Annotated in this window: 29 protein-coding genes and 1 pseudogene; 1 reads left to right on the plus strand and 29 read right to left on the minus strand. The window is 63.6% G+C overall.

Annotated elements, in window-relative coordinates:
* Nucleotides 1-110: 110 nt before the first annotated feature.
* The gene (gene uvrA / locus F787_RS0108595; protein ID WP_028491918.1) at nt 111-2,963 is read left to right on the plus strand and encodes an excinuclease ABC subunit UvrA; all 2,853 of its coding nucleotides are present in this window, start codon (nt 111-113) and stop codon (nt 2,961-2,963) included.
* A 103-nt stretch (nt 2,964-3,066) separates the two neighbouring features.
* Here uvrA and rplQ read toward each other — a convergent pair whose 3' ends face one another.
* The 29 genes and pseudogenes from rplQ to F787_RS16445 all read right to left on the minus strand — a co-directional run.
* Nucleotides 3,067-3,450: a 50S ribosomal protein L17 gene (rplQ, locus tag F787_RS0108600; RefSeq protein ID WP_018870658.1), complete on the minus strand. Its 384-nt coding sequence runs from the start codon at nt 3,448-3,450 to the stop codon at nt 3,067-3,069.
* Between the two features lie 42 nt (nt 3,451-3,492).
* Nucleotides 3,493-4,482 (minus strand): DNA-directed RNA polymerase subunit alpha, encoded by a 990-nt coding sequence (gene rpoA, locus F787_RS0108605; RefSeq protein ID WP_018870659.1) that lies wholly within the window; start codon nt 4,480-4,482, stop codon nt 3,493-3,495.
* A 30-nt stretch (nt 4,483-4,512) separates the two neighbouring features.
* Nucleotides 4,513-5,133: a 30S ribosomal protein S4 gene (gene rpsD / locus F787_RS0108610; RefSeq protein WP_018870660.1), complete on the minus strand. Its 621-nt coding sequence runs from the start codon at nt 5,131-5,133 to the stop codon at nt 4,513-4,515.
* A gap of 15 nt (nt 5,134-5,148) precedes the next feature.
* Nucleotides 5,149-5,538 carry a 30S ribosomal protein S11 gene (gene rpsK, locus F787_RS0108615; protein ID WP_018870661.1) on the minus strand — a complete coding sequence of 130 codons (390 nt, stop codon included), beginning with the start codon at nt 5,536-5,538 and terminating at the stop codon, nt 5,149-5,151.
* Nucleotides 5,539-5,559: 21 nt separating this feature from the next.
* The gene (gene rpsM / locus F787_RS0108620) at nt 5,560-5,916 is read right to left on the minus strand and encodes a 30S ribosomal protein S13 (protein ID WP_018870662.1); all 357 of its coding nucleotides are present in this window, start codon (nt 5,914-5,916) and stop codon (nt 5,560-5,562) included.
* Nucleotides 5,917-5,981: 65 nt separating this feature from the next.
* Nucleotides 5,982-6,095, minus strand: coding sequence for a 50S ribosomal protein L36 (gene rpmJ, locus F787_RS16440; RefSeq protein ID WP_018935185.1), 114 nt, complete (start codon nt 6,093-6,095; stop codon nt 5,982-5,984).
* Between the two features lie 15 nt (nt 6,096-6,110).
* The gene (gene secY, locus F787_RS0108625; RefSeq protein ID WP_019590827.1) at nt 6,111-7,463 is read right to left on the minus strand and encodes a preprotein translocase subunit SecY; all 1,353 of its coding nucleotides are present in this window, start codon (nt 7,461-7,463) and stop codon (nt 6,111-6,113) included.
* A gap of 2 nt (nt 7,464-7,465) precedes the next feature.
* The gene (gene rplO, locus F787_RS0108630) at nt 7,466-7,897 is read right to left on the minus strand and encodes a 50S ribosomal protein L15 (RefSeq protein WP_018870664.1); all 432 of its coding nucleotides are present in this window, start codon (nt 7,895-7,897) and stop codon (nt 7,466-7,468) included.
* Between the two features lies 1 nt (nt 7,898).
* Nucleotides 7,899-8,078, minus strand: a complete 180-nt coding sequence (rpmD, locus tag F787_RS0108635; protein ID WP_018870665.1) for a 50S ribosomal protein L30 — start codon at nt 8,076-8,078, stop codon at nt 7,899-7,901.
* 2 nt (nt 8,079-8,080) lie between these two features.
* On the minus strand, nt 8,081-8,587 hold the full coding sequence (rpsE, locus tag F787_RS0108640) for a 30S ribosomal protein S5 (protein ID WP_018870666.1): 507 nt from the start codon (nt 8,585-8,587) through the stop codon (nt 8,081-8,083).
* Nucleotides 8,588-8,611: 24 nt separating this feature from the next.
* Nucleotides 8,612-8,965 carry a 50S ribosomal protein L18 gene (rplR, locus tag F787_RS0108645; RefSeq protein WP_018870667.1) on the minus strand — a complete coding sequence of 118 codons (354 nt, stop codon included), beginning with the start codon at nt 8,963-8,965 and terminating at the stop codon, nt 8,612-8,614.
* Nucleotides 8,966-8,975: 10 nt separating this feature from the next.
* Nucleotides 8,976-9,506 carry a 50S ribosomal protein L6 gene (gene rplF, locus F787_RS0108650; RefSeq protein WP_028491919.1) on the minus strand — a complete coding sequence of 177 codons (531 nt, stop codon included), beginning with the start codon at nt 9,504-9,506 and terminating at the stop codon, nt 8,976-8,978.
* A gap of 10 nt (nt 9,507-9,516) precedes the next feature.
* The gene (gene rpsH / locus F787_RS0108655; protein WP_018870669.1) at nt 9,517-9,909 is read right to left on the minus strand and encodes a 30S ribosomal protein S8; all 393 of its coding nucleotides are present in this window, start codon (nt 9,907-9,909) and stop codon (nt 9,517-9,519) included.
* 12 nt (nt 9,910-9,921) lie between these two features.
* Nucleotides 9,922-10,227 carry a 30S ribosomal protein S14 gene (gene rpsN, locus F787_RS0108660; protein ID WP_018870670.1) on the minus strand — a complete coding sequence of 102 codons (306 nt, stop codon included), beginning with the start codon at nt 10,225-10,227 and terminating at the stop codon, nt 9,922-9,924.
* A gap of 13 nt (nt 10,228-10,240) precedes the next feature.
* Nucleotides 10,241-10,780 (minus strand): 50S ribosomal protein L5, encoded by a 540-nt coding sequence (gene rplE / locus F787_RS0108665; protein ID WP_028491920.1) that lies wholly within the window; start codon nt 10,778-10,780, stop codon nt 10,241-10,243.
* 18 nt (nt 10,781-10,798) lie between these two features.
* Complete coding sequence (gene rplX, locus F787_RS0108670) at nt 10,799-11,113, minus strand: 50S ribosomal protein L24 (RefSeq protein ID WP_018870672.1); 315 nt, start codon at nt 11,111-11,113, stop codon at nt 10,799-10,801.
* A 7-nt stretch (nt 11,114-11,120) separates the two neighbouring features.
* On the minus strand, nt 11,121-11,489 hold the full coding sequence (rplN, locus tag F787_RS0108675) for a 50S ribosomal protein L14 (RefSeq protein ID WP_018870673.1): 369 nt from the start codon (nt 11,487-11,489) through the stop codon (nt 11,121-11,123).
* A gap of 22 nt (nt 11,490-11,511) precedes the next feature.
* The gene (gene rpsQ / locus F787_RS0108680) at nt 11,512-11,778 is read right to left on the minus strand and encodes a 30S ribosomal protein S17 (protein ID WP_018870674.1); all 267 of its coding nucleotides are present in this window, start codon (nt 11,776-11,778) and stop codon (nt 11,512-11,514) included.
* Nucleotides 11,779-11,783: 5 nt separating this feature from the next.
* Nucleotides 11,784-11,978 carry a 50S ribosomal protein L29 gene (rpmC, locus tag F787_RS0108685; protein WP_018870675.1) on the minus strand — a complete coding sequence of 65 codons (195 nt, stop codon included), beginning with the start codon at nt 11,976-11,978 and terminating at the stop codon, nt 11,784-11,786.
* Nucleotides 11,978-12,391: a 50S ribosomal protein L16 gene (gene rplP, locus F787_RS0108690; protein WP_018870676.1), complete on the minus strand. Its 414-nt coding sequence runs from the start codon at nt 12,389-12,391 to the stop codon at nt 11,978-11,980. Before rplP ends, rpmC begins: the two co-directional genes overlap by 1 nt.
* Nucleotides 12,392-12,401: 10 nt before the next feature.
* Nucleotides 12,402-13,082, minus strand: coding sequence for a 30S ribosomal protein S3 (rpsC, locus tag F787_RS0108695; RefSeq protein WP_018870677.1), 681 nt, complete (start codon nt 13,080-13,082; stop codon nt 12,402-12,404).
* Nucleotides 13,083-13,084: 2 nt separating this feature from the next.
* Nucleotides 13,085-13,426 (minus strand): 50S ribosomal protein L22, encoded by a 342-nt coding sequence (gene rplV / locus F787_RS0108700; RefSeq protein ID WP_018870678.1) that lies wholly within the window; start codon nt 13,424-13,426, stop codon nt 13,085-13,087.
* Nucleotides 13,427-13,436: 10 nt separating this feature from the next.
* A complete protein-coding gene (rpsS, locus tag F787_RS0108705; RefSeq protein WP_018870679.1) occupies nt 13,437-13,709 on the minus strand; it encodes a 30S ribosomal protein S19 in 273 nt (90 codons plus the stop codon).
* A 12-nt stretch (nt 13,710-13,721) separates the two neighbouring features.
* On the minus strand, nt 13,722-14,543 hold the full coding sequence (rplB, locus tag F787_RS0108710; protein WP_018946635.1) for a 50S ribosomal protein L2: 822 nt from the start codon (nt 14,541-14,543) through the stop codon (nt 13,722-13,724).
* A gap of 2 nt (nt 14,544-14,545) precedes the next feature.
* Complete coding sequence (gene rplW, locus F787_RS0108715; protein ID WP_018870681.1) at nt 14,546-14,842, minus strand: 50S ribosomal protein L23; 297 nt, start codon at nt 14,840-14,842, stop codon at nt 14,546-14,548.
* Complete coding sequence (gene rplD, locus F787_RS0108720) at nt 14,839-15,444, minus strand: 50S ribosomal protein L4 (protein WP_018870682.1); 606 nt, start codon at nt 15,442-15,444, stop codon at nt 14,839-14,841. The genes rplW and rplD overlap by 4 nt, the downstream gene beginning before the upstream one ends.
* A 5-nt stretch (nt 15,445-15,449) precedes the next feature.
* Nucleotides 15,450-16,094, minus strand: a complete 645-nt coding sequence (gene rplC, locus F787_RS0108725) for a 50S ribosomal protein L3 (RefSeq protein ID WP_026279564.1) — start codon at nt 16,092-16,094, stop codon at nt 15,450-15,452.
* A 107-nt stretch (nt 16,095-16,201) separates the two neighbouring features.
* Nucleotides 16,202-16,513: a 30S ribosomal protein S10 gene (gene rpsJ, locus F787_RS0108730; protein ID WP_018870684.1), complete on the minus strand. Its 312-nt coding sequence runs from the start codon at nt 16,511-16,513 to the stop codon at nt 16,202-16,204.
* Between the two features lie 6 nt (nt 16,514-16,519).
* Nucleotides 16,520-16,666, minus strand: a pseudogene (locus F787_RS16445) (elongation factor Tu); the annotation flags it as partial.

Consider the following 16,666-nt stretch of genomic DNA (forward strand, 5'->3'; position numbering starts at 1 on the left):
AGTCTACCAGAGCCCCGGGCCTCCGGCGGGCCGTGACCGGGTGTTACCATGGCCGGCTGGCAGCCGCCGGCTGCCCTTCCCAACGACTCCGGAGTATCCGTCGTCCCATGATGCAGAACATCCAGATCCGCGGCGCCCGCACCCACAACCTCAAGGACCTGCATATCGAACTGCCGCGCGAGCGGCTGATCGTGATCACCGGGGTCTCGGGGTCGGGCAAGTCGTCGCTGGCCTTCGACACCCTGTTCGCGGAAGGCCAGCGACGCTACGTCGAGAGCCTGTCGACCTACGCGCGACAGTTCCTGTCGATGATGGAAAAACCGGATGTCGACCAGATCGACGGTCTGTCCCCGGCCATCTCCATCGAGCAGAAAAGCACCTCGCACAACCCCCGCTCGACCGTCGGCACCATCACCGAGATCTATGACTACCTGCGCCTGCTGTTCGCCCGCGCCGGCGAGCCGCGCTGTCCGGATCACGGCGAGACCCTGGCCGCACAGACCATCTCGCAGATGGTCGACCAGGTACTGGAGATGCCCGAAGGCGAGAAGCTGATGCTGCTGGCGCCGGTGGTGCGCGACCGCAAGGGCGAACACCACAAGCTGCTGGAATCCATGCGTGCCCACGGGTATCTGCGTGCGCGCATCAACGGCGAGATCCACGAACTGGACGCCCTGCCCGAGCTGGACCCCAAACGCAAGCACAACATCGAGATCGTCATCGACCGCTTCAAGGTCCGCGAGGACCTGCGGCAGCGCCTGGCCGAATCCTTCGAGACCGCGACCGAGCTGGCCGACGGCCTGGCGCTGGTCGCCTGGATGGACGAGCCGGAACGCGAACCGATGACCTTCTCGGCCCGCTTCGCCTGCCCGGTGTGCGGCTATGCGCTGCGCGAACTGGAACCGCGCCTGTTCTCCTTCAACAATCCCGCCGGTGCCTGCCCCACCTGTGACGGCCTGGGCGTGCACCAGTATTTCGACCCCGAGCGCGTGGTCGCCCAGCCCGAGGTCAGCCTGGCCGGTGGCGCGGTACGGGGCTGGGATCGCCGCAACGCCTGGTACTTCAGCCTCCTGAACAGCCTGGCACGCCATTACGGCTTCGATGTGGAGACGCCGTGGAAGGATCTGCCGGCGGAGGTCCGGGCCGTAATCCTGCACGGCTCCGGCACCGAGGAGATCCCCCTGAGCACCCCGGCCGCGAATGGCCGCCTGCGTACCGACCATCGGGTCTTCGAAGGCATCATCCCCAACCTCGAACGCCGTTACCGCGAGACCGATTCGGCGGCCGTGCGCGAGGAACTGGGGCGCTATCTCAACGAGCAGCCCTGCCCCTCGTGCCATGGCACCCGTCTCAATGCCGCCGCGCGCAACGTGTTCGTCAAGGACCACACCCTGCCGGAGATCACGCACATGAGCGTCGCCGGCGCCCAGGCCTTCTTCGACGACCTCGAGCTGCCAGGGCGGTTCGCACGCATCGCGGAAAAAATCGTTCGCGAGATCGCCGCCCGGCTCGGTTTCCTGGTGGATGTCGGCCTGGACTACCTGACGCTGGACCGTTCCGCCGAAACCCTCTCCGGTGGCGAGGCCCAGCGCATCCGCCTGGCGTCACAGATCGGCTCGGCACTGGTCGGCGTGATGTACATCCTCGACGAACCCTCCATCGGCCTGCACCAGCGGGACAACGCGCGCCTGCTCAACACCCTGGCCAGCCTGCGCGACCTCGGCAACACGGTCATCGTGGTGGAGCATGACGAGGACGCCATCCGCGAAGCCGATCATGTCCTCGACATCGGGCCCGGGGCCGGCCGCCATGGCGGCGAAGTCGTGGCCGCGGGCACGCCGGCCGAGATCGCCGCCAGCGAAGATTCCCTGACCGGCGCCTACCTCTCCGGGCGGCGCAGTATCGCGATCCCCGAACAGCGCCACGCCGCCGATCCGGACCATACGCTTCGGGTTCGCGGCGCGCGCGGCAACAATCTGCGCGGCGGCGACTTTGAATTCCCGCTGGGGCTGTTCACCTGCGTGACCGGGGTCTCCGGCTCCGGAAAGTCCACCCTGGTCAATGCCACCCTGTATCCCGCCGCCGCCAACACCCTGCACAACGCGCGGCATCCGGTCGCCGAACACGACCGCATCGAAGGGCTCGAACGGATCGACAAGGTGGTCGACATCGACCAGAGCCCGATCGGCCGCACGCCACGATCCAACCCCGCGACCTACACCGGCCTGTTCACCCCCATCCGGGAGCTGTTCGCCGCCACCGCCGAGGCCCGTTCACGCGGTTACAAGCCCGGCCGGTTTTCCTTCAACGTGCGCGGGGGCCGCTGCGAGGCCTGCCAGGGTGATGGCGTCATCAAGGTCGAGATGCATTTCCTCCCCGACGTCTACGTGCCCTGCGACGTATGCCGCGGCCAGCGCTACAACCGCGAGACCCTCGAGGTTCGTTACAAGGGGAAGAACATCCACGAAGTCCTGGAGATGACCGTCGAAGAAGCGCTGGACTTCTTCCAGCCGGTCCCCGTTATCCATCGCAAGCTCGAAATGCTGATGGAGGTCGGGCTTTCCTACATCCAGCTCGGGCAGAACGCCACCACCCTCTCCGGCGGCGAAGCCCAGCGCATCAAGCTCGCCCGCGAACTGTCCAAACGCGACACCGGCAAGACCCTCTACATCCTCGACGAACCCACCACGGGTCTCCACTTCGAGGATATCGCCCAGCTGCTTCGCGTCCTCCATCGCCTGCGCGACCACGGCAACACCATCGTGGTCATCGAACACAACCTGGACGTCATCAAGACGGCCGACTGGCTGGTCGACATCGGACCCGAGGGCGGCAGCGGGGGCGGGCAGCTGATCGTCGCCGGAACACCCGAAACCGTCGCGGCCACCCCCGCAAGCCATACCGGCCACTTCCTCGGCCCGATGCTCACACCCTGGCCCACCACCGAGGATGCCCCTGCCTGACGCGGCCGGCGCAAACTCGGGCCGCGGACCAGACTACCCCCCCGAAACGAAAAAAGGCCGCCCCGAAGGGCGGCCTCTTCTCACAGCGACGGCCGACGTGGCGTCAGGCTGCCTCTTCCTCGTCCGGCATCGGACGGTCCACCAGCTCCACGTAGGCCATCGGCGCATTGTCTCCTGCGCGGAAGCCGCACTTGAGGATACGCAGATACCCCCCGGGACGTTCCTGGTAACGCGGGCCCAGCTGGGTAAACAGCTTGCCCACGGTTTCCTTGTCCCGCAGGCGGGAGAAGGCCTCGCGCCGCGCATGCACGCTGTCATTCTTCGACAGGGTGATCAACGGCTCGGCTACCCGGCGAAGCTCCTTCGCCTTGGGCAGCGTGGTCTTGATCAGTTCGTGCCGAAACAGCGCATTCGTCAGCGCCTGCATGGTGGCCTTGCGGTGCGAACTGTTGCGGCCGAGCTGCCGGCCGGAATGACGATGACGCATTGGACTATCCTCTGAATGCTATTGGCGTGTGACGCCCACTGATTACTCGTTCTCGTCCCGCAGACCCGGCGGCGGCCAGTTTTCCAGCCGCATGCCCAGGGACAGCCCGTGGGTCGCCAGCGTATCCTTGATCTCGGTCAGCGACTTCTTGCCGAGATTCGGGGCACGCAGCAGTTCCACTTCCGTACGCTGGACCAGATCACCGATGTAGTACAGGTTCTCGGCCTTCAGGCAGTTCGCCGAGCGCACCGTCAGCTCCAGCTCGTCCACCGGGCGCAGCAGCACCGGATCCACCGCGCTGGCACCACCGGTCGCGGTTTCGGCGGCCTCTTCCTGCAGATCGACGAACGGCGCAAGTTGCCCCTGAAGGATCGTCGCTGCCTGCCGAACGGCATCGTCCGGAGCGATGGCCCCGTTCGTTTCCAGCTCCAGCACCAGCCGATCCATGTCCGTACGCTGGGCCAGGCGGGCGCTTTCCACCCGATACGCCACACGCCGAATCGGACTGAACGTCGCGTCCAGCTGCAGACGACCAATCCCGGTCTCGTCCGTCTCCCCGCCACTCTGGCGTGCGGTGACCGGCTCGTAGCCTTCCCCCGTCCGCGCCGTCAGCGTCATGTCCAGCTCAACGTCCTTGTTGATGGTGGCGATTACGTGCTCCGGATTGACCACTTCCACGTCATGGTCCACCTGGATGTCCGCGGCGGTCACGGTACACGGCCCTTTTTTCTTCAGCGTGAGCGTCGACTCATCCCGCGCATGCATGCGCAGCGCCACACCCTTCAGGTTAAGCAGGATGTCCACGACGTCTTCCTGCACACCCTCAATGGTCGTGTACTCGTGCAGCACGCCCTCGATGCGGGCTTCGACGATCGCCGCACCCGGGATCGAAGACAGCAGCACCCGCCGCAGCGCATTGCCGAGCGTGTGCCCGAATCCCCGCTCCAGCGGCTCGAGCGCCACGCGCGACTGATTCCGCGCCTCGGACTCGACCTCGATCTGCTGCTTGTTGACCAGTTCGTTGGCTTGCATTGATGCTCCCGGCGAAATGCCCGCTGGCGGTTACTTCGAATAAAGCTCGACGACGAGCGACTCGTTGATATCGGCCGGCAGATCCGCACGATCCGGCACCGCCTTGAAGGTGCCCTCGAATTTGCTGCTGTCGACCTCCACCCACTCGGGCAGACCGCTCTGCTCGGCCAGGGTCATCGAATCCTGGATCCGAACCTGCTTGCGGGCCTTCTCGCGAACACTGACGACATCCGCCGGCTGGACCTGATAGGCCGCCACGTTCACAACCCGGCCATTGACCAGAATCGCGCGATGCGCCACCAGCTGGCGCGCCTCGGAGCGCGTCGAGCCGAAGCCCATGCGATAGACCACGTTATCCAGACGGCCTTCGAGGAGCTTCAGGAGATTCTCGCCGGTCGAACCCTTTCGTTGCGCAGCCTTGTGGTAGTAGTTACGAAACTGCTTTTCCTGCACACCGTACGTCCGGCGCAGCTTCTGCTTCTCCCGCAGCTGGACCGCATAATCCGAAAGCCGCGTGCGGCGTTCGCCATGCTGCCCCGGCGGCTGATCCAGCTTGCACTTCGTCTCGAGTGCGCGCGCCCGGCTCTTCAGACCGAGATCGGCACCCTCGCGACGACTCAGTTTGCACTTCGGTCCAATATAACGACCCATAATTCGACTCCAGCCTCAGACGCGCCGCTTCTTGGGCGGCCGGCAACCATTGTGCGGGATCGGTGTCACGTCACTGATGTTCGTGATCTTGAAACCCGCGTTATTCAGCGCACGCACCGCCGACTCGCGCCCCGGCCCCGGGCCGCGGACCTCGACGTCCAGGTTCTTCACCCCGTGCTCCGCCGCCGCATTGCCGGCGCGCTCGGCCGCCACCTGCGCGGCAAAGGGCGTCGACTTGCGTGAACCGCGAAAGCCGGACCCCCCGGACGTCGCCCAGCTGATCGCATTGCCCTGGCGATCGGTGATGGTGATGATCGTGTTGTTGAACGTCGCATAGACATGCGCGACGCCCTCGGCGATGTTCTTGCGGACCTTTTTCTTGGTCCGGGTCTGCGCTTGTGCCATTAACCTGTATTCCCAGTCGTGTTACTTGCGAATCGGACGCCGCGGGCCCTTGCGGGTGCGCGCGTTGGTCTGCGTCTGCTGCCCGCGCAGCGGAAGGCCGCGACGATGTCGCACGCCCCGGTAGCAACCGAGATCCATCAGCCGCTTGATGTTCATGCTGATCTCGCGCCGCAGGTCCCCTTCAACTGGGAACTTGTCGACCTCGGCCCGCAGCGCATCCACCTCGGCATCGGTGAGATCCCTCACCTTCATCTCCGGACGCACCCCGGCGGAATCGCAGATATGCCGGGCACGCGTGGGACCAATGCCATAGATCGACGTCAGTGCGATCACCGTATGCTTCTGATCAGGAATATTGATTCCAGCGACGCGAGCCATCCAACTTCTCCATCAAGATTCGGCAAAGCCGACTATAGTATCAGCGTTTCGGTCAGCGGCCAAGCTCAGCCCTGGCGCTGCTTGTGACGGGCTTCCGTACAGATCACACGGACGGTCCCGTTGCGACGCACCACCTTGCAGTTGCGGCAAATCGGCTTAACGGATGCGCGTACCTTCATTTTCCTTCTCCTGTGCTAGCGGATCCCGGTCCCGCCGAAACCCTTGAGATTCGCCTTCTTCATCAGGCCTTCATACTGATGCGATACCAGGTGCGACTGCAGCTGCGCCATGAAGTCCATGACCACGATCACGATGATCAGCAGCGACGTACCGCCGAAGTAGAACGGCACGTTCCAGTACAGGATGAGGAACTCGGGCAGCAGACACACTGCGGTGATGTACACCGCGCCCACCGCTGTCAGCCGGGTCATCACCCCGTCAATGTAGCGTTCCGTCTGCACACCGGGACGGATCCCGGGGATGAACGCACCCTGTTTTTTCAGGTTCTCCGCCGTATCCCGCGAATTGAATACCAGCGCGGTATAGAAGAAACAGAAAAATATGATCGCCGCGGCATAAAAGCCCACGTACAACGGCTGTCCGGGCGCCAGCGTGGTCGAGATCTCCCGCAGCCAGTCCATCCCTTCGGCCTGTCCGAACCACTGACCCAGCGTCGACGGGAAGAGGATGATACTCGACGCGAAGATCGGCGGGATCACCCCCGCCATGTTCAGCTTCAACGGAAGGTGGGACGACTGTCCACCCACCATCTTGCGACCCACCTGCCGTTTGGCATAGTTGATCGTGATTCGCCGCTGGCCGCGCTCCACGAAGACCACGAACGCGGTCACCGCCAGGGCCAGGATCAGCAGGATCACCACGAAGGCAGCAGCCAGTTCGCCCGTCCGCGCCAGTTCCAGGGTTCCGCCAATCGCGCCCGGCAGCCCCGCCACGATCCCGGCGAAGATAATGATCGAAATGCCGTTGCCAATGCCCCGTTCCGTGATCTGTTCACCCAGCCACATGAGGAACAGCGTTCCCGTAACGAGCGACACAACCACCGTAAAGATGAAGATCGGACCCGGATTCAGCGCCATGGGCATGCCCTGTATGGTCTGCCCGTTCAGCGCGATACCGATCCCGATACTCTGAAACAGAGCCAGCACCACGGTGCCATACCGGGTGTACTGGGTGATCTTTCGGCGGCCGGCTTCCCCTTCCTTTTTCAGCTGCTGCAGAGACGGCACCACCGCGGCCAGAAGCTGCATAATGATGGCCGCCGAGATATACGGCATCACGCCAAGCGCGAAGACCGACAGTCGCTCCAGCGCACCACCGGAGAACATGTTGAACATGTCCAGGATGGTGCCGCTTTGCTGTTCAAAGAACTGCTGAACCGCAACCGGATTGATGCCCGGCACCGGAATGAACGTCCCGATCCGATAAACCACCAGCGCGCCCAGCACGAACAGCAGGCGTTTGCGCAACTCGGTGAAGCCGGTCAGTCCGCCTCCACCACCCGCTCGGGCTGCCGGTCCGCGCGCCATTATCAGACCTCGACGCTGCCGCCCGCGGCCTCGATCGCCGCGCGCGCACCCCTGGAGACCCGGACACCACGGACGGTGACCGCGCCGGACACCTCGCCCGAGGCAAAGATCTTCGCCGCACGCGCCTCAGCCGGGATCACACCCGCCTGCTTCAGCGTCTCCAGACTGACCTCGCCGCCAACGCGGTTCAGTTCGTTCAGGCGCACTTCGGCCGTTTCGGCCTGGCGACGCGAGCGGAAGCCGACCTTGGGCAGCCGACGCTGCAGGGGCATCTGGCCACCCTCAAAGCCGGTCTTGGTGAACCCGCCGGAGCGAGACTTCTGCCCTTTATGGCCACGTCCGCCGGTCTTTCCCAGGCCGGAGCCGATACCGCGACCGACCCGTTTCCCGGCCTTACGGGCACCCTGCGGACTCGCAATCTCATTCAGTCGCATTTCAGACTTCCTCTACGTCCAGGAGATAGCGCACCTTGCGCACCATCCCCAGATTCTCGGGCGTCGCCTCGATCACCGAGGTACTGTGCATCCTGCGCAGGCCGAGCCCCCGAACCGTCGCCTTGTGGCTGCGGATCCGATTCGCCGGACTGCGCACGAGTTTGACTTTGAGTTTGCTCATGATCAGCTCTTCACGTCTTCGACCGACTTGCCGCGTTTCGCCGCGATCAGTTCGGGCGAGTTCACCATGGCCAGTCCGTTGATTGTCGCCTGCACCACGTTGATGGGGTTGCGGGATCCGACACATTTCGCCAGCACGTTTTTGACGCCCGCGACCTCCAGGACCGCGCGCATCGCGCCACCGGCGATGATACCGGTACCCTCGGATGCCGGCTGCATGTAGACCTTCGCCGCCCCGTGGCGTCCGTTCACGGCGTAGTGCAGGGTGCCCTCCTGCAACGCCACATCCCGCATCTCGAGGCGCGCCTGTTGCATCGCCTTCTGAATCGCCTGCGGGACCTCGCGCGCCTTGCCATAACCGAAGCCGACACGGCCTTCGCCATCGCCCACCACGGTCAGCGCGGCGAACCGGAACTGCCGGCCGCCCTTGACGACCTTGGCGACTCGGTTGACGCCGATCAGCTTTTCCTGGAGCCCATCGGTGGCTTCACTTACATCATTACGTGCCATTGTTATCTCCGCTGGGTCCGTCTGCTAGAACTGGAGCCCGCCCTCGCGGGCAGCATCGGCCAGGGCTTTCACCCGACCATGGAAGCGGAAGCCGGAACGGTCGAATGCGACTTCCTGGATACCCGCCTGGCGCGCACGCTCGGCAATCTTCTGACCCACGCGCGCGGCAGCATCCGCATTCCCGGTGTAGGTACCCGCATCACGCAGGTCCTTCTCGACCGTGGAGGCCGCGGCCACCACATTGTCGCCATTGGGGGCGATGAGCTGTGCATACATGTGCCGCGGCGTGCGATGGATACAGAGACGGTGAACGCCCTGCTCGCGAATCTTGTACCGCGCCCGACGTGCCCGCTTGATTCTGGCCTGTTTCTTGTCCACTGGTGCCTACCTACTTCTTCTTGGCTTCTTTGCGCTGGATACGCTCGTCCTTGTACTTCACGCCCTTGCCCTTGTAGGGCTCCGGGGGACGCAGCGCGCGGATATCGGCGGCCACCTGGCCGACGCTCTGACGATCATGCCCCTGCACCGCGATTTCGGTGGGCGAACGCGCCTCGACGGTCACGCCCTCCGGAATCGAGAAGTCGATCGGATGTGAAAATCCGAGGGTCAGATTCAGGTCCTTCCCCTGAACCTGTGCCCGGTATCCAACCCCGACCAGCTCCAGCACGATTTCGAAGCCCTGGCTGACGCCATGGACATGATTGCCGAGCAGCGACCGAATGGTTCCGGCCATCGCGTAGGTCTTCGCCTTCTCGCTGGGCTGAACGTTCACGGTATTGTCCTCGACGGAGACCAGCACGGTCTCGGGGACGGAGAGGGAAATCTCCCCCTTGGGCCCCTTGACCGTGATGCGGTCGCCCTGTTGATCGAGGGACACCCCGTTGGGCAGCTCCAGCGGCAGATTTGCAATGCGAGACATCGAATCGTCCTCAGTAGATCTTGCAGAGCACTTCGCCGCCCTGACCGATCTCGCGTGCGGCGCGATCGCTCATCACGCCGCGCGGCGTGGAGATCACGGCCACACCCAGACCGGCATTGATGCGGGGCAGCTCGTTTTTGCCGCGGTAAATCCGCAGCCCCGGCCGCGAGATGCGCTGTACGGTTTCGATCACCGGCTGGCCCTGGAAATATTTCAGGGTGGCGATCAACACCTTGCGAGCACCTTCGCCTTCCGAGCGGTAATCGGCGATGAAGCCCTCGTCCGCGAACACACGCAGAATCGCTTCCTTGTTCTTGCTATACGGGATCGACACCTGCTCCTTGTCGGCGCGCTGTGCATTGCGCAGCCGGGTGAGCATGTCGGCGATCGGATCGGTCATCATGGCGGTTTCTCCTTACCAGCTCGCCTTGCGCAGCCCCGGAATCTCGCCCTTCATGGCGTACTCGCGAAGCTTGTTTCGGCCCAGGCCAAACCGGCGATAGTAACCCTTCGGCCGACCGGTCACGGCACAGCGATTCTTCTGCCGCACGGGACTGGAGTCACGCGGCAGCTTCTGCAGCTTGTTCATCGCCTCCAGACGTTCCTCGCCAGACCGGTTCTCGTCGACGAGAATCGCCTTGAGTTCCTGCCGTTTCTCGGCGTGCTTCTTCGCCAGGCGTTCACGCTTACGCTCACGCTGGACCATCGATACCTTGGCCATTCCTCTTACCTCTTTACTGCCGGAAGGGGAAGTTGAAGGCCTCCAGGAGAGCCCGGGCTTCCGCGTCCGTCTTGGCGCTGGTCGTAATCGTAATGTCCATCCCCCGGAGGCGATCGACGCGGTCGTAATCGATCTCCGGAAAGATGATCTGTTCCTTCACCCCGAGGGTGTAATTACCGCGGCCGTCAAACGCCTTCGGGCTGAAGCCGCGGAAATCGCGCACACGAGGCAGCGCGATGTTGATCAGACGATCCAGAAACTCGTACATCTGGCGGCGCCGCAACGTCACCTTGCAGCCGATCGGATACCCGTCGCGGATCTTGAATCCGGCAATGGATTTGCGCGCCCGGGTCACGACCGGCTTCTGCCCCGCGATGGCGGTCATGTCACCCATCGCGTGCTCGATGACCTTCTTGTCAGCAACCGCGTCTCCAAGACCCATGTTCAGGGTGACCTTGGTGACCTGCGGGATCTCCATGACGTTGCCGTAACCGAACTGCTCCTGCAGGGCCGGCTTGATCCTGGACTCGTAATCTTCTTTCAAGCGTTCCATAAACCGATATTCCTGCAGTTAAGCGTCCACGACCTCGTCGTTCGAGCGATAAACCCGAACCTTTCGGCCATCTTCCAGCGTGCGAATCCCGACCCGGTCGCCCTTGGCGGTCGCCGGGTTGTACAGCATGACGTTCGAAATATGCATGGGCATCTCCTTCTCAATGATGCCGCCGCTGACGCCCTGCTGGGGATTCGGTTTCTGATGTTTCTTCGCCATGTTGATGTTCTGCACCAGGACCTTGTCGTCCTGCACCTTGATCACCGTGCCGCGCCGGCCCTTGTCCTTACCGGCGATCACGACGACATCGTCACCCTTGCGAATCTTTTTCATGACGTCCTCAAAGCACTTCCGGCGCGAGAGAAATGATCTTCATGTAATTCTCTCCACGCAGTTCACGGGTCACCGGGCCAAAGATACGGGTCCCGACCGGCTGGTACTGGCTGTTCAGCAGCACCGCCGCATTACGGTCGAACCGGATCACCGAACCATCGGAACGACGAACACCGGATGCGGTACGCACGACCACGGCATTGTACACGTCGCCCTTCTTGACCTTGCCCCGGGGAATGGCGTCCTTGACGGACACCTTGATGACGTCCCCGATCCGCGCATAACGCCGATGGGATCCGCCCAGGACCTTGATGCACTGCATGCGGCGCGCGCCGGAATTGTCGGCGGCTTCAAGGACGGTCTGCATCTGAATCATGGATGTTCTCCCGGGATCCGGTTCACAGCGCGTCGCGCCCGACCACTTCGATCAGGGCAAAGCGCTTCTGTTTCGACATGGGCCGGCACTCCCGAACCCGTACGCGATCGCCTTCCTTCGACACGTTCTCTTCGTCATGGACGCGGAGCTTCGTCGACCGGCGAATGAACTTGCCATACAGCGGGTGCCGAACGCGCCGTTCAACCACGACCGTGCGGGTCTTGTCCATCTTGTCGCTGACCACGCGACCCACAACGGAGCGCTGGGTTTTCGTCGTTTCCTGGTTCATCTTCGTTAACCCGCCGTTCTGCGTTCGTTCATCAGCGTCTTGATCCGGGCGATATCGCGCCGCACGGTTTTCATGCGGTCGGGACGCGAAAGCTGCCCGACGGCCTGCTGCATGCGCAGACCGAACTGTTCCTTGTACAGGGCCTCGAGCTCGCTGCCGAGTTCCTGATCGGACTTGTTCCTGAGTTCGGACGTTTTCATCACATCACCTGCCGACGCGTAAACACGGTCTTGACGGGGAGCTTCGCAGCGGCGAGTCGAAACGCCTCGCGCGCGACATCCTCGTTGACCCCTTCCATCTCGTAAAGCATGCGGCCCGGCTGGACCTTGCATACCCAGTACTCGACGCCGCCCTTGCCTTTGCCCATGCGGACTTCCAGGGGCTTGCTGGTTACCGGAACGTCGGGGAACACCCGAATCCAGATCTTGCCGCCGCGCTTGATGTGACGGACCATCGCCCGCCGCGCGGCTTCGATCTGCCGGGCGTTCACCCGACCGCGCTCGACCGCCTGGAGCCCGTACTCGCCGAAGCTCACCTTGGCGCCCACGGACGCCATACCGCGGTTGCGCCCCTTGAACTGCTTCCTGAACTTGGTTCTTTTTGGCTGCAACATGGCTTATGTCCTAGCTCGCGTTGGCCGCGGCGCGGCGGCCTTCGGTGGGCTCCAGGCTGAAGACCTCACCCTTGAAGATCCAGACCTTCACGCCGATGATTCCGTAAGTCGTTCGCGCCTCGGCGAATCCGTAGTCGATATCCGCCCGGAGCGTATGCAGCGGAACACGACCCTCCCGATACCACTCGGACCGGGCGATTTCGGCGCCATTCAGGCGACCGGAAACATGCACCTTGATGCCTTCCGCCCCCAGGCGCACCGCGTTGCCCACCGCCCGCTTCATCGCCCGACGGAACATGATGCGGCGCTCCAGCTGCTGGGCGATACCTTCGGCCACCAGCTGGGCCTCGATTTCGGGCTTGCGGACCTCCTCGATGTTGATCTTGACCGAACCCTGGTCCAGACCCGTCTCGCGCGCCACTTCGCGGCGCAGCTTCTCGATGTCCTCGCCCTTCTTGCCAATCACAATACCCGGACGTGCCGTCTGAATCGTGATGTGCGCCGCTTTCGCGGGGCGCTCGATGATGACACGGCTCACGGACGCATGGCTCAGCCGCTTCAGGAGGAACTCCCGCAGCTGGATGTCGTTGTTCAGCGTATCACCGAAATCCTCGCCGTCCGCATACCAAGTGGCGGACCACGGGCGCGAGATGCCGAGGCGAATGCCGGTCGGATGTACCTTGTTACCCATGCTTACTTCGCCCCCTTCTCGCTGACACCCACGATCACGTGGCTCGTGCGCTTAAGAATACGGTTGCCGCGGCCCTTCGCGCGGGCCTGCATGCGCTTCAGCACCGGCCCTTCGTCGACCTGGATCCGCGACACGCGCAGTTCGTCAATGTCGGCGCCGTCGTTGTTTTCGGCGTTCGCGATGGCCGATTCCAGCACCTTCTTGACGATGGCCGCCGGTTTCTTGCGGCTGAACGTGAGTTCGTTCAGCGCCTTTTCCACCGGCATGCCGCGAACCTGGTCAGCAATCAGCCGCGCCTTTTGCGGCGACATCCGCGCGAACCGGAGTTTTGCGATCGTTTCCATCAAACCGTCCTCAGCGCGATTTCTTGTTGGCGATGTGACCCTTGAAGGTCCGGGTCGCGGCGAATTCGCCCAACTTGTGGCCAACCATGTTCTCGTTGATGAGCACCGGGACATGCTGCCGCCCGTTATGCACCGCGATGGTGAGACCCACCATCTGCGGAATGATCATCGAACGCCGGGACCAGGTCTTGATCGGACGACGGTCGTTCTTTTCCGCCGCCACTTCCACCTTCTGGCGCAGGTGATGGTCAACGAACGGGCCTTTCTTCAGTGAACGCGGCATGCTCGTGCTCCGTTACTTCTTGCGCCGACGCACAATCATGCGGTCGGTACGTTTGTTGTTACGGGTCTTGAAGCCCTTGGTCGGGCGCCCCCACGGGGTTACCGGATGGCGACCGAAGTTGCGGCCTTCACCGCCCCCATGCGGATGGTCGACCGGGTTCATCGCCGTACCGCGGACCGTCGGGCGCTTGCCCTGCCAGCGACGTGCGCCGGCCTTGCCAAATTTGCGCAGGGAATGCTCGGAGTGTCCGACTTCGCCGACCACGGCCCGGCACTCGGACTGAATGCGGCGCATCTCTCCGGACGCGAGCCGGACCGTTGCCAGCTGCCCTTCTCGGGCCACCACCTGCGCGCTGCCACCGGCCGAGCGCACCAGCTGCGCGCCCTTGCCAGGCTTCAGCTCAATGCCGTGCACTGTGGTGCCCACCGGAATGGACCGCAGCGCCATGGCGTTGCCGGGCCGGATCGGTGCCTGCGAGCCGCTCGAAACGGTATCCCCGACCTTCAGCCCGCGCGGCGCAATGATATACCGACGTTCGCCATCGCGATACAGCAGAAGCGCCAGGTGAGCACTGCGGTTCGGATCGTATTCCAGCCGCTCAACGCGAGCCGGGATATTGTCCTTCGTCCGCTTGAAGTCGACCGTACGGTAGCGCTGCTTGTGCCCGCCGCCGATATGCCGCGAGGTGATGCGGCCGGTGTTGTTGCGCCCGCCGGTCCGCTGCTTCTTTTCGACCAGGCCCGGATATGGTTCGCCTCGATGCAGACCGTCTCCGCGAATCTGCACCGTGTGCCGCCGACCGGCCGACGTGGGGTTGGTCTTGATAATAGCCATGATCAGAGCTGCTCCCCTTCACCCATGTCAATGCTTTCGCCCGGGGCCAGCGACACATAGGCCTTTTTCCAGTGATTCCGCCGTCCGAACTGACGACCGAACCGCTTGGTCTTGCCCTGCTGCCGCAGCGTGCGCACGCCTTCCACGCGCACCTCGAAGAGCTGCTCGACGGCAGCCTTCACCTCGGCCTTGCTTGCATCGGGCAGCACCTTGAACACGTATTGCCCGACCTCCCCGGCCATCGTCGCTTTTTCCGACACCACCGGGCCCTGGATTACCTGCATCAGACGGCCATTCATGCCAACCACTCCTCGATCCGGCGCACGGTCGCTTCGGTCATCACCACGGTTTCGGCTCCGACGAGATTGGCCGGACCGATCTCGCCCAGGGTCGCCACATCCACGCGCGGCACGTTCCTCAATGCCCGGTCGGTCCGCTCATCCTCGGCATCGAGCACGACGAGACCGGACTCCATCCCGAGCTGACGCAGCGCGGCGACGCCATCACGCGTCTTGCCGCTATCCACGCTGAAGCTGGAAACGACCTTCAGCCGCTCCTGCCGCACCAGCTCGGAAAGGATCGACGCCAGCGCAGCGCGATACATCTTCCGATTCAGCTTCTGCGAGAAATCCCGCGTGCGGGCCGCAAACACCTTGCCGCCACCAATCCACAGCGGGCTGCGGATCGTCCCCGCACGGGCACGGCCGGTCCCCTTCTGGCGGAACGGCTTGATGCCACCGCCGGAAACCTGCGAACGAGTCTTCTGTGCGCGGGTACCGCGGCGGGCGGCCGCCAATTGCGCCACCACGGCCTGGTGAACCAGCGAGTCATTGAACTCGCGTTCGAAGCAGGCGGACGAAAGCTCCACACTGGCCCCGGTATCGGCTGTTGTCATCTGCATCGTTATCAACCCTTCGCCTTGACTGCCGGCCGGATCATCACGTCCGCGCTGGACGGACCGGGAACGGCACCCTTGACCAGCAGCAGTCCGCGATCCGCATCGACCCGGACCACACTGAGATTCTGAATGGTCTTTCGCTCGGCGCCCATCTGGCCCGCCATCTTCTTGCCCTTGAACACCCGACCCGGGCTCTGGTTCTGCCCGATCGATCCCGGCGCCCGATGGGCCAGCGAGTTACCATGGGTAGCGTCCTGGGTGCGAAAATTGTGCCGCTTCACCGTCCCCTGGAAACCCTTGCCCTTGCTCTGCGCGGTCACGTCGACCATCTGGCCCTCTTCGAACCGATCGACGGTCATCGCGTCGCCCGGGCTCAGGCCCTCGGCGTCTTCACCATCGAGGCGGAACTCCCAGAGCCCCCGCCCGGGTTCAACTTCGGCCCTGGCGAAGTGCCCGCTCGCCGCGCGGTTCACCCGCTGCGGCTTGCGCGAGCCGGCCGTGACCTGCACCGCGTCGTAGCCATCGCTGTCGGCACGCTTCACCTGGACCACGCGATTATTGTCCACCTCGAGCACCGTGACCGGCACCGACGCGCCCTCTTCGGTGAACACGCGCGTCATTCCAAGCTTGCGACCAATGAGTCCAAGAGCCATTTTCCAACCCCTTCGTAATCGCTGGCGCGGCCCTGCGCCCCAAAGTCGTGGCCCGGCGCCGAACGCCGGGCCACGGAAAGCCCAATATTATGACAGAAAGTTTCCGCTTAGTTAAGTCGAATCTGAACATTGACCCCAGCGGCCAGGTCCAGCTTCATCAACGCGTCCACCGTCTTGTCCGTGGGATCCATAATGTCCATCAGGCGCTTGTGGGTACGCAGCTCGTACTGATCCCGCGCGTCCTTGTTGACATGCGGGGAGGTCAGCACCGTGTACGACTCCCGCTTGGTCGGCAGCGGAATGGGGCCCTTGACCCGCGCCCCCGTCCGCTTCGCTGTTTCCACGATTTCGGCCGCTGACCGGTCAATGAGACGGTGGTCAAAGGCCTTGAGCCGAATTCGAATACGCTGATTAGCCATGGATCTTTACTCGATAATCTTGGAGACGACGCCGGCGCCCACGGTGCGGCCGCCTTCGCGAATCGCGAAACGCAGACCGTCTTCCATGGCGATCGGGCTGATCAGCGACACCGTCATCTTCACGTTGTCGCCCGGCATCACCATCTCGGTGCC

The sequence above is a fragment of the Thioalkalivibrio sp. ALE19 genome (assembly GCF_000428605.1).
Taxonomy (GTDB): Bacteria; Pseudomonadota; Gammaproteobacteria; order Ectothiorhodospirales; family Ectothiorhodospiraceae; genus Thioalkalivibrio.

Excerpts from the sequence above, each read along its gene's own strand:
- rplQ (WP_018870658.1), bottom strand. The coding sequence starts at position 3,450 with ATGCGTCATCGTCATTCCGGCCGGCAGCTCGGCCGCAACAGTTCGCAC.
- rplW (WP_018870681.1), bottom strand. The coding sequence starts at position 14,842 with ATGAATGGCCGTCTGATGCAGGTAATCCAGGGCCCGGTGGTGTCGGAA.
- rplF (WP_028491919.1), bottom strand. The coding sequence starts at position 9,506 with ATGTCTCGCATTGCAAATCTGCCGCTGGAGCTGCCCAACGGGGTGTCC.
- rpsK (WP_018870661.1), bottom strand. The coding sequence starts at position 5,538 with ATGGCACAAGCGCAGACCCGGACCAAGAAAAAGGTCCGCAAGAACATC.
- rpsQ (WP_018870674.1), bottom strand. The coding sequence starts at position 11,778 with ATGAACCAGGAAACGACGAAAACCCAGCGCTCCGTTGTGGGTCGCGTG.
- rpsD (WP_018870660.1), bottom strand. The coding sequence starts at position 5,133 with ATGGGTCGTTATATTGGACCGAAGTGCAAACTGAGTCGTCGCGAGGGT.
- rplV (WP_018870678.1), bottom strand. The coding sequence starts at position 13,426 with ATGGAAACGATCGCAAAACTCCGGTTCGCGCGGATGTCGCCGCAAAAG.
- rpsH (WP_018870669.1), bottom strand. The coding sequence starts at position 9,909 with ATGATGACCGATCCGATCGCCGACATGCTCACCCGGCTGCGCAATGCA.
- rpmC (WP_018870675.1), bottom strand. The coding sequence starts at position 11,978 with ATGAAAACGTCCGAACTCAGGAACAAGTCCGATCAGGAACTCGGCAGC.
- rpsM (WP_018870662.1), bottom strand. The coding sequence starts at position 5,916 with ATGGCTCGCGTCGCTGGAATCAATATTCCTGATCAGAAGCATACGGTG.
- rplE (WP_028491920.1), bottom strand. The coding sequence starts at position 10,780 with ATGGAACGCTTGAAAGAAGATTACGAGTCCAGGATCAAGCCGGCCCTG.
- secY (WP_019590827.1), bottom strand. The coding sequence starts at position 7,463 with ATGGCGCGCGGACCGGCAGCCCGAGCGGGTGGTGGAGGCGGACTGACC.
- rplN (WP_018870673.1), bottom strand. The coding sequence starts at position 11,489 with ATGATTCAGATGCAGACCGTCCTTGAAGCCGCCGACAATTCCGGCGCG.
- rpmJ (WP_018935185.1), bottom strand. The coding sequence starts at position 6,095 with ATGAAGGTACGCGCATCCGTTAAGCCGATTTGCCGCAACTGCAAGGTG.
- rpmD (WP_018870665.1), bottom strand. The coding sequence starts at position 8,078 with ATGAGCAAACTCAAAGTCAAACTCGTGCGCAGTCCGGCGAATCGGATC.
- rplO (WP_018870664.1), bottom strand. The coding sequence starts at position 7,897 with ATGCGACTGAATGAGATTGCGAGTCCGCAGGGTGCCCGTAAGGCCGGG.
- rpsS (WP_018870679.1), bottom strand. The coding sequence starts at position 13,709 with ATGCCGCGTTCACTGAAGAAAGGCCCGTTCGTTGACCATCACCTGCGC.
- rpsE (WP_018870666.1), bottom strand. The coding sequence starts at position 8,587 with ATGGCACGTAATGATGTAAGTGAAGCCACCGATGGGCTCCAGGAAAAG.
- rplP (WP_018870676.1), bottom strand. The coding sequence starts at position 12,391 with ATGTTGCAGCCAAAAAGAACCAAGTTCAGGAAGCAGTTCAAGGGGCGC.
- rplC (WP_026279564.1), bottom strand. The coding sequence starts at position 16,094 with ATGGCTCTTGGACTCATTGGTCGCAAGCTTGGAATGACGCGCGTGTTC.
- rplX (WP_018870672.1), bottom strand. The coding sequence starts at position 11,113 with ATGAAAAAGATTCGCAAGGGTGACGATGTCGTCGTGATCGCCGGTAAG.
- rpoA (WP_018870659.1), bottom strand. The coding sequence starts at position 4,482 with ATGCAAGCCAACGAACTGGTCAACAAGCAGCAGATCGAGGTCGAGTCC.
- rpsJ (WP_018870684.1), bottom strand. The coding sequence starts at position 16,513 with ATGGCTAATCAGCGTATTCGAATTCGGCTCAAGGCCTTTGACCACCGT.
- rplD (WP_018870682.1), bottom strand. The coding sequence starts at position 15,444 with ATGCAGATGACAACAGCCGATACCGGGGCCAGTGTGGAGCTTTCGTCC.
- uvrA (WP_028491918.1), top strand. The coding sequence starts at position 111 with ATGCAGAACATCCAGATCCGCGGCGCCCGCACCCACAACCTCAAGGAC.
- rpsN (WP_018870670.1), bottom strand. The coding sequence starts at position 10,227 with ATGGCCAAGGTATCGATGGTCCAGCGTGAGCGTAAGCGTGAACGCCTG.
- rplB (WP_018946635.1), bottom strand. The coding sequence starts at position 14,543 with ATGGCTATTATCAAGACCAACCCCACGTCGGCCGGTCGGCGGCACACG.
- rpsC (WP_018870677.1), bottom strand. The coding sequence starts at position 13,082 with ATGGGTAACAAGGTACATCCGACCGGCATTCGCCTCGGCATCTCGCGC.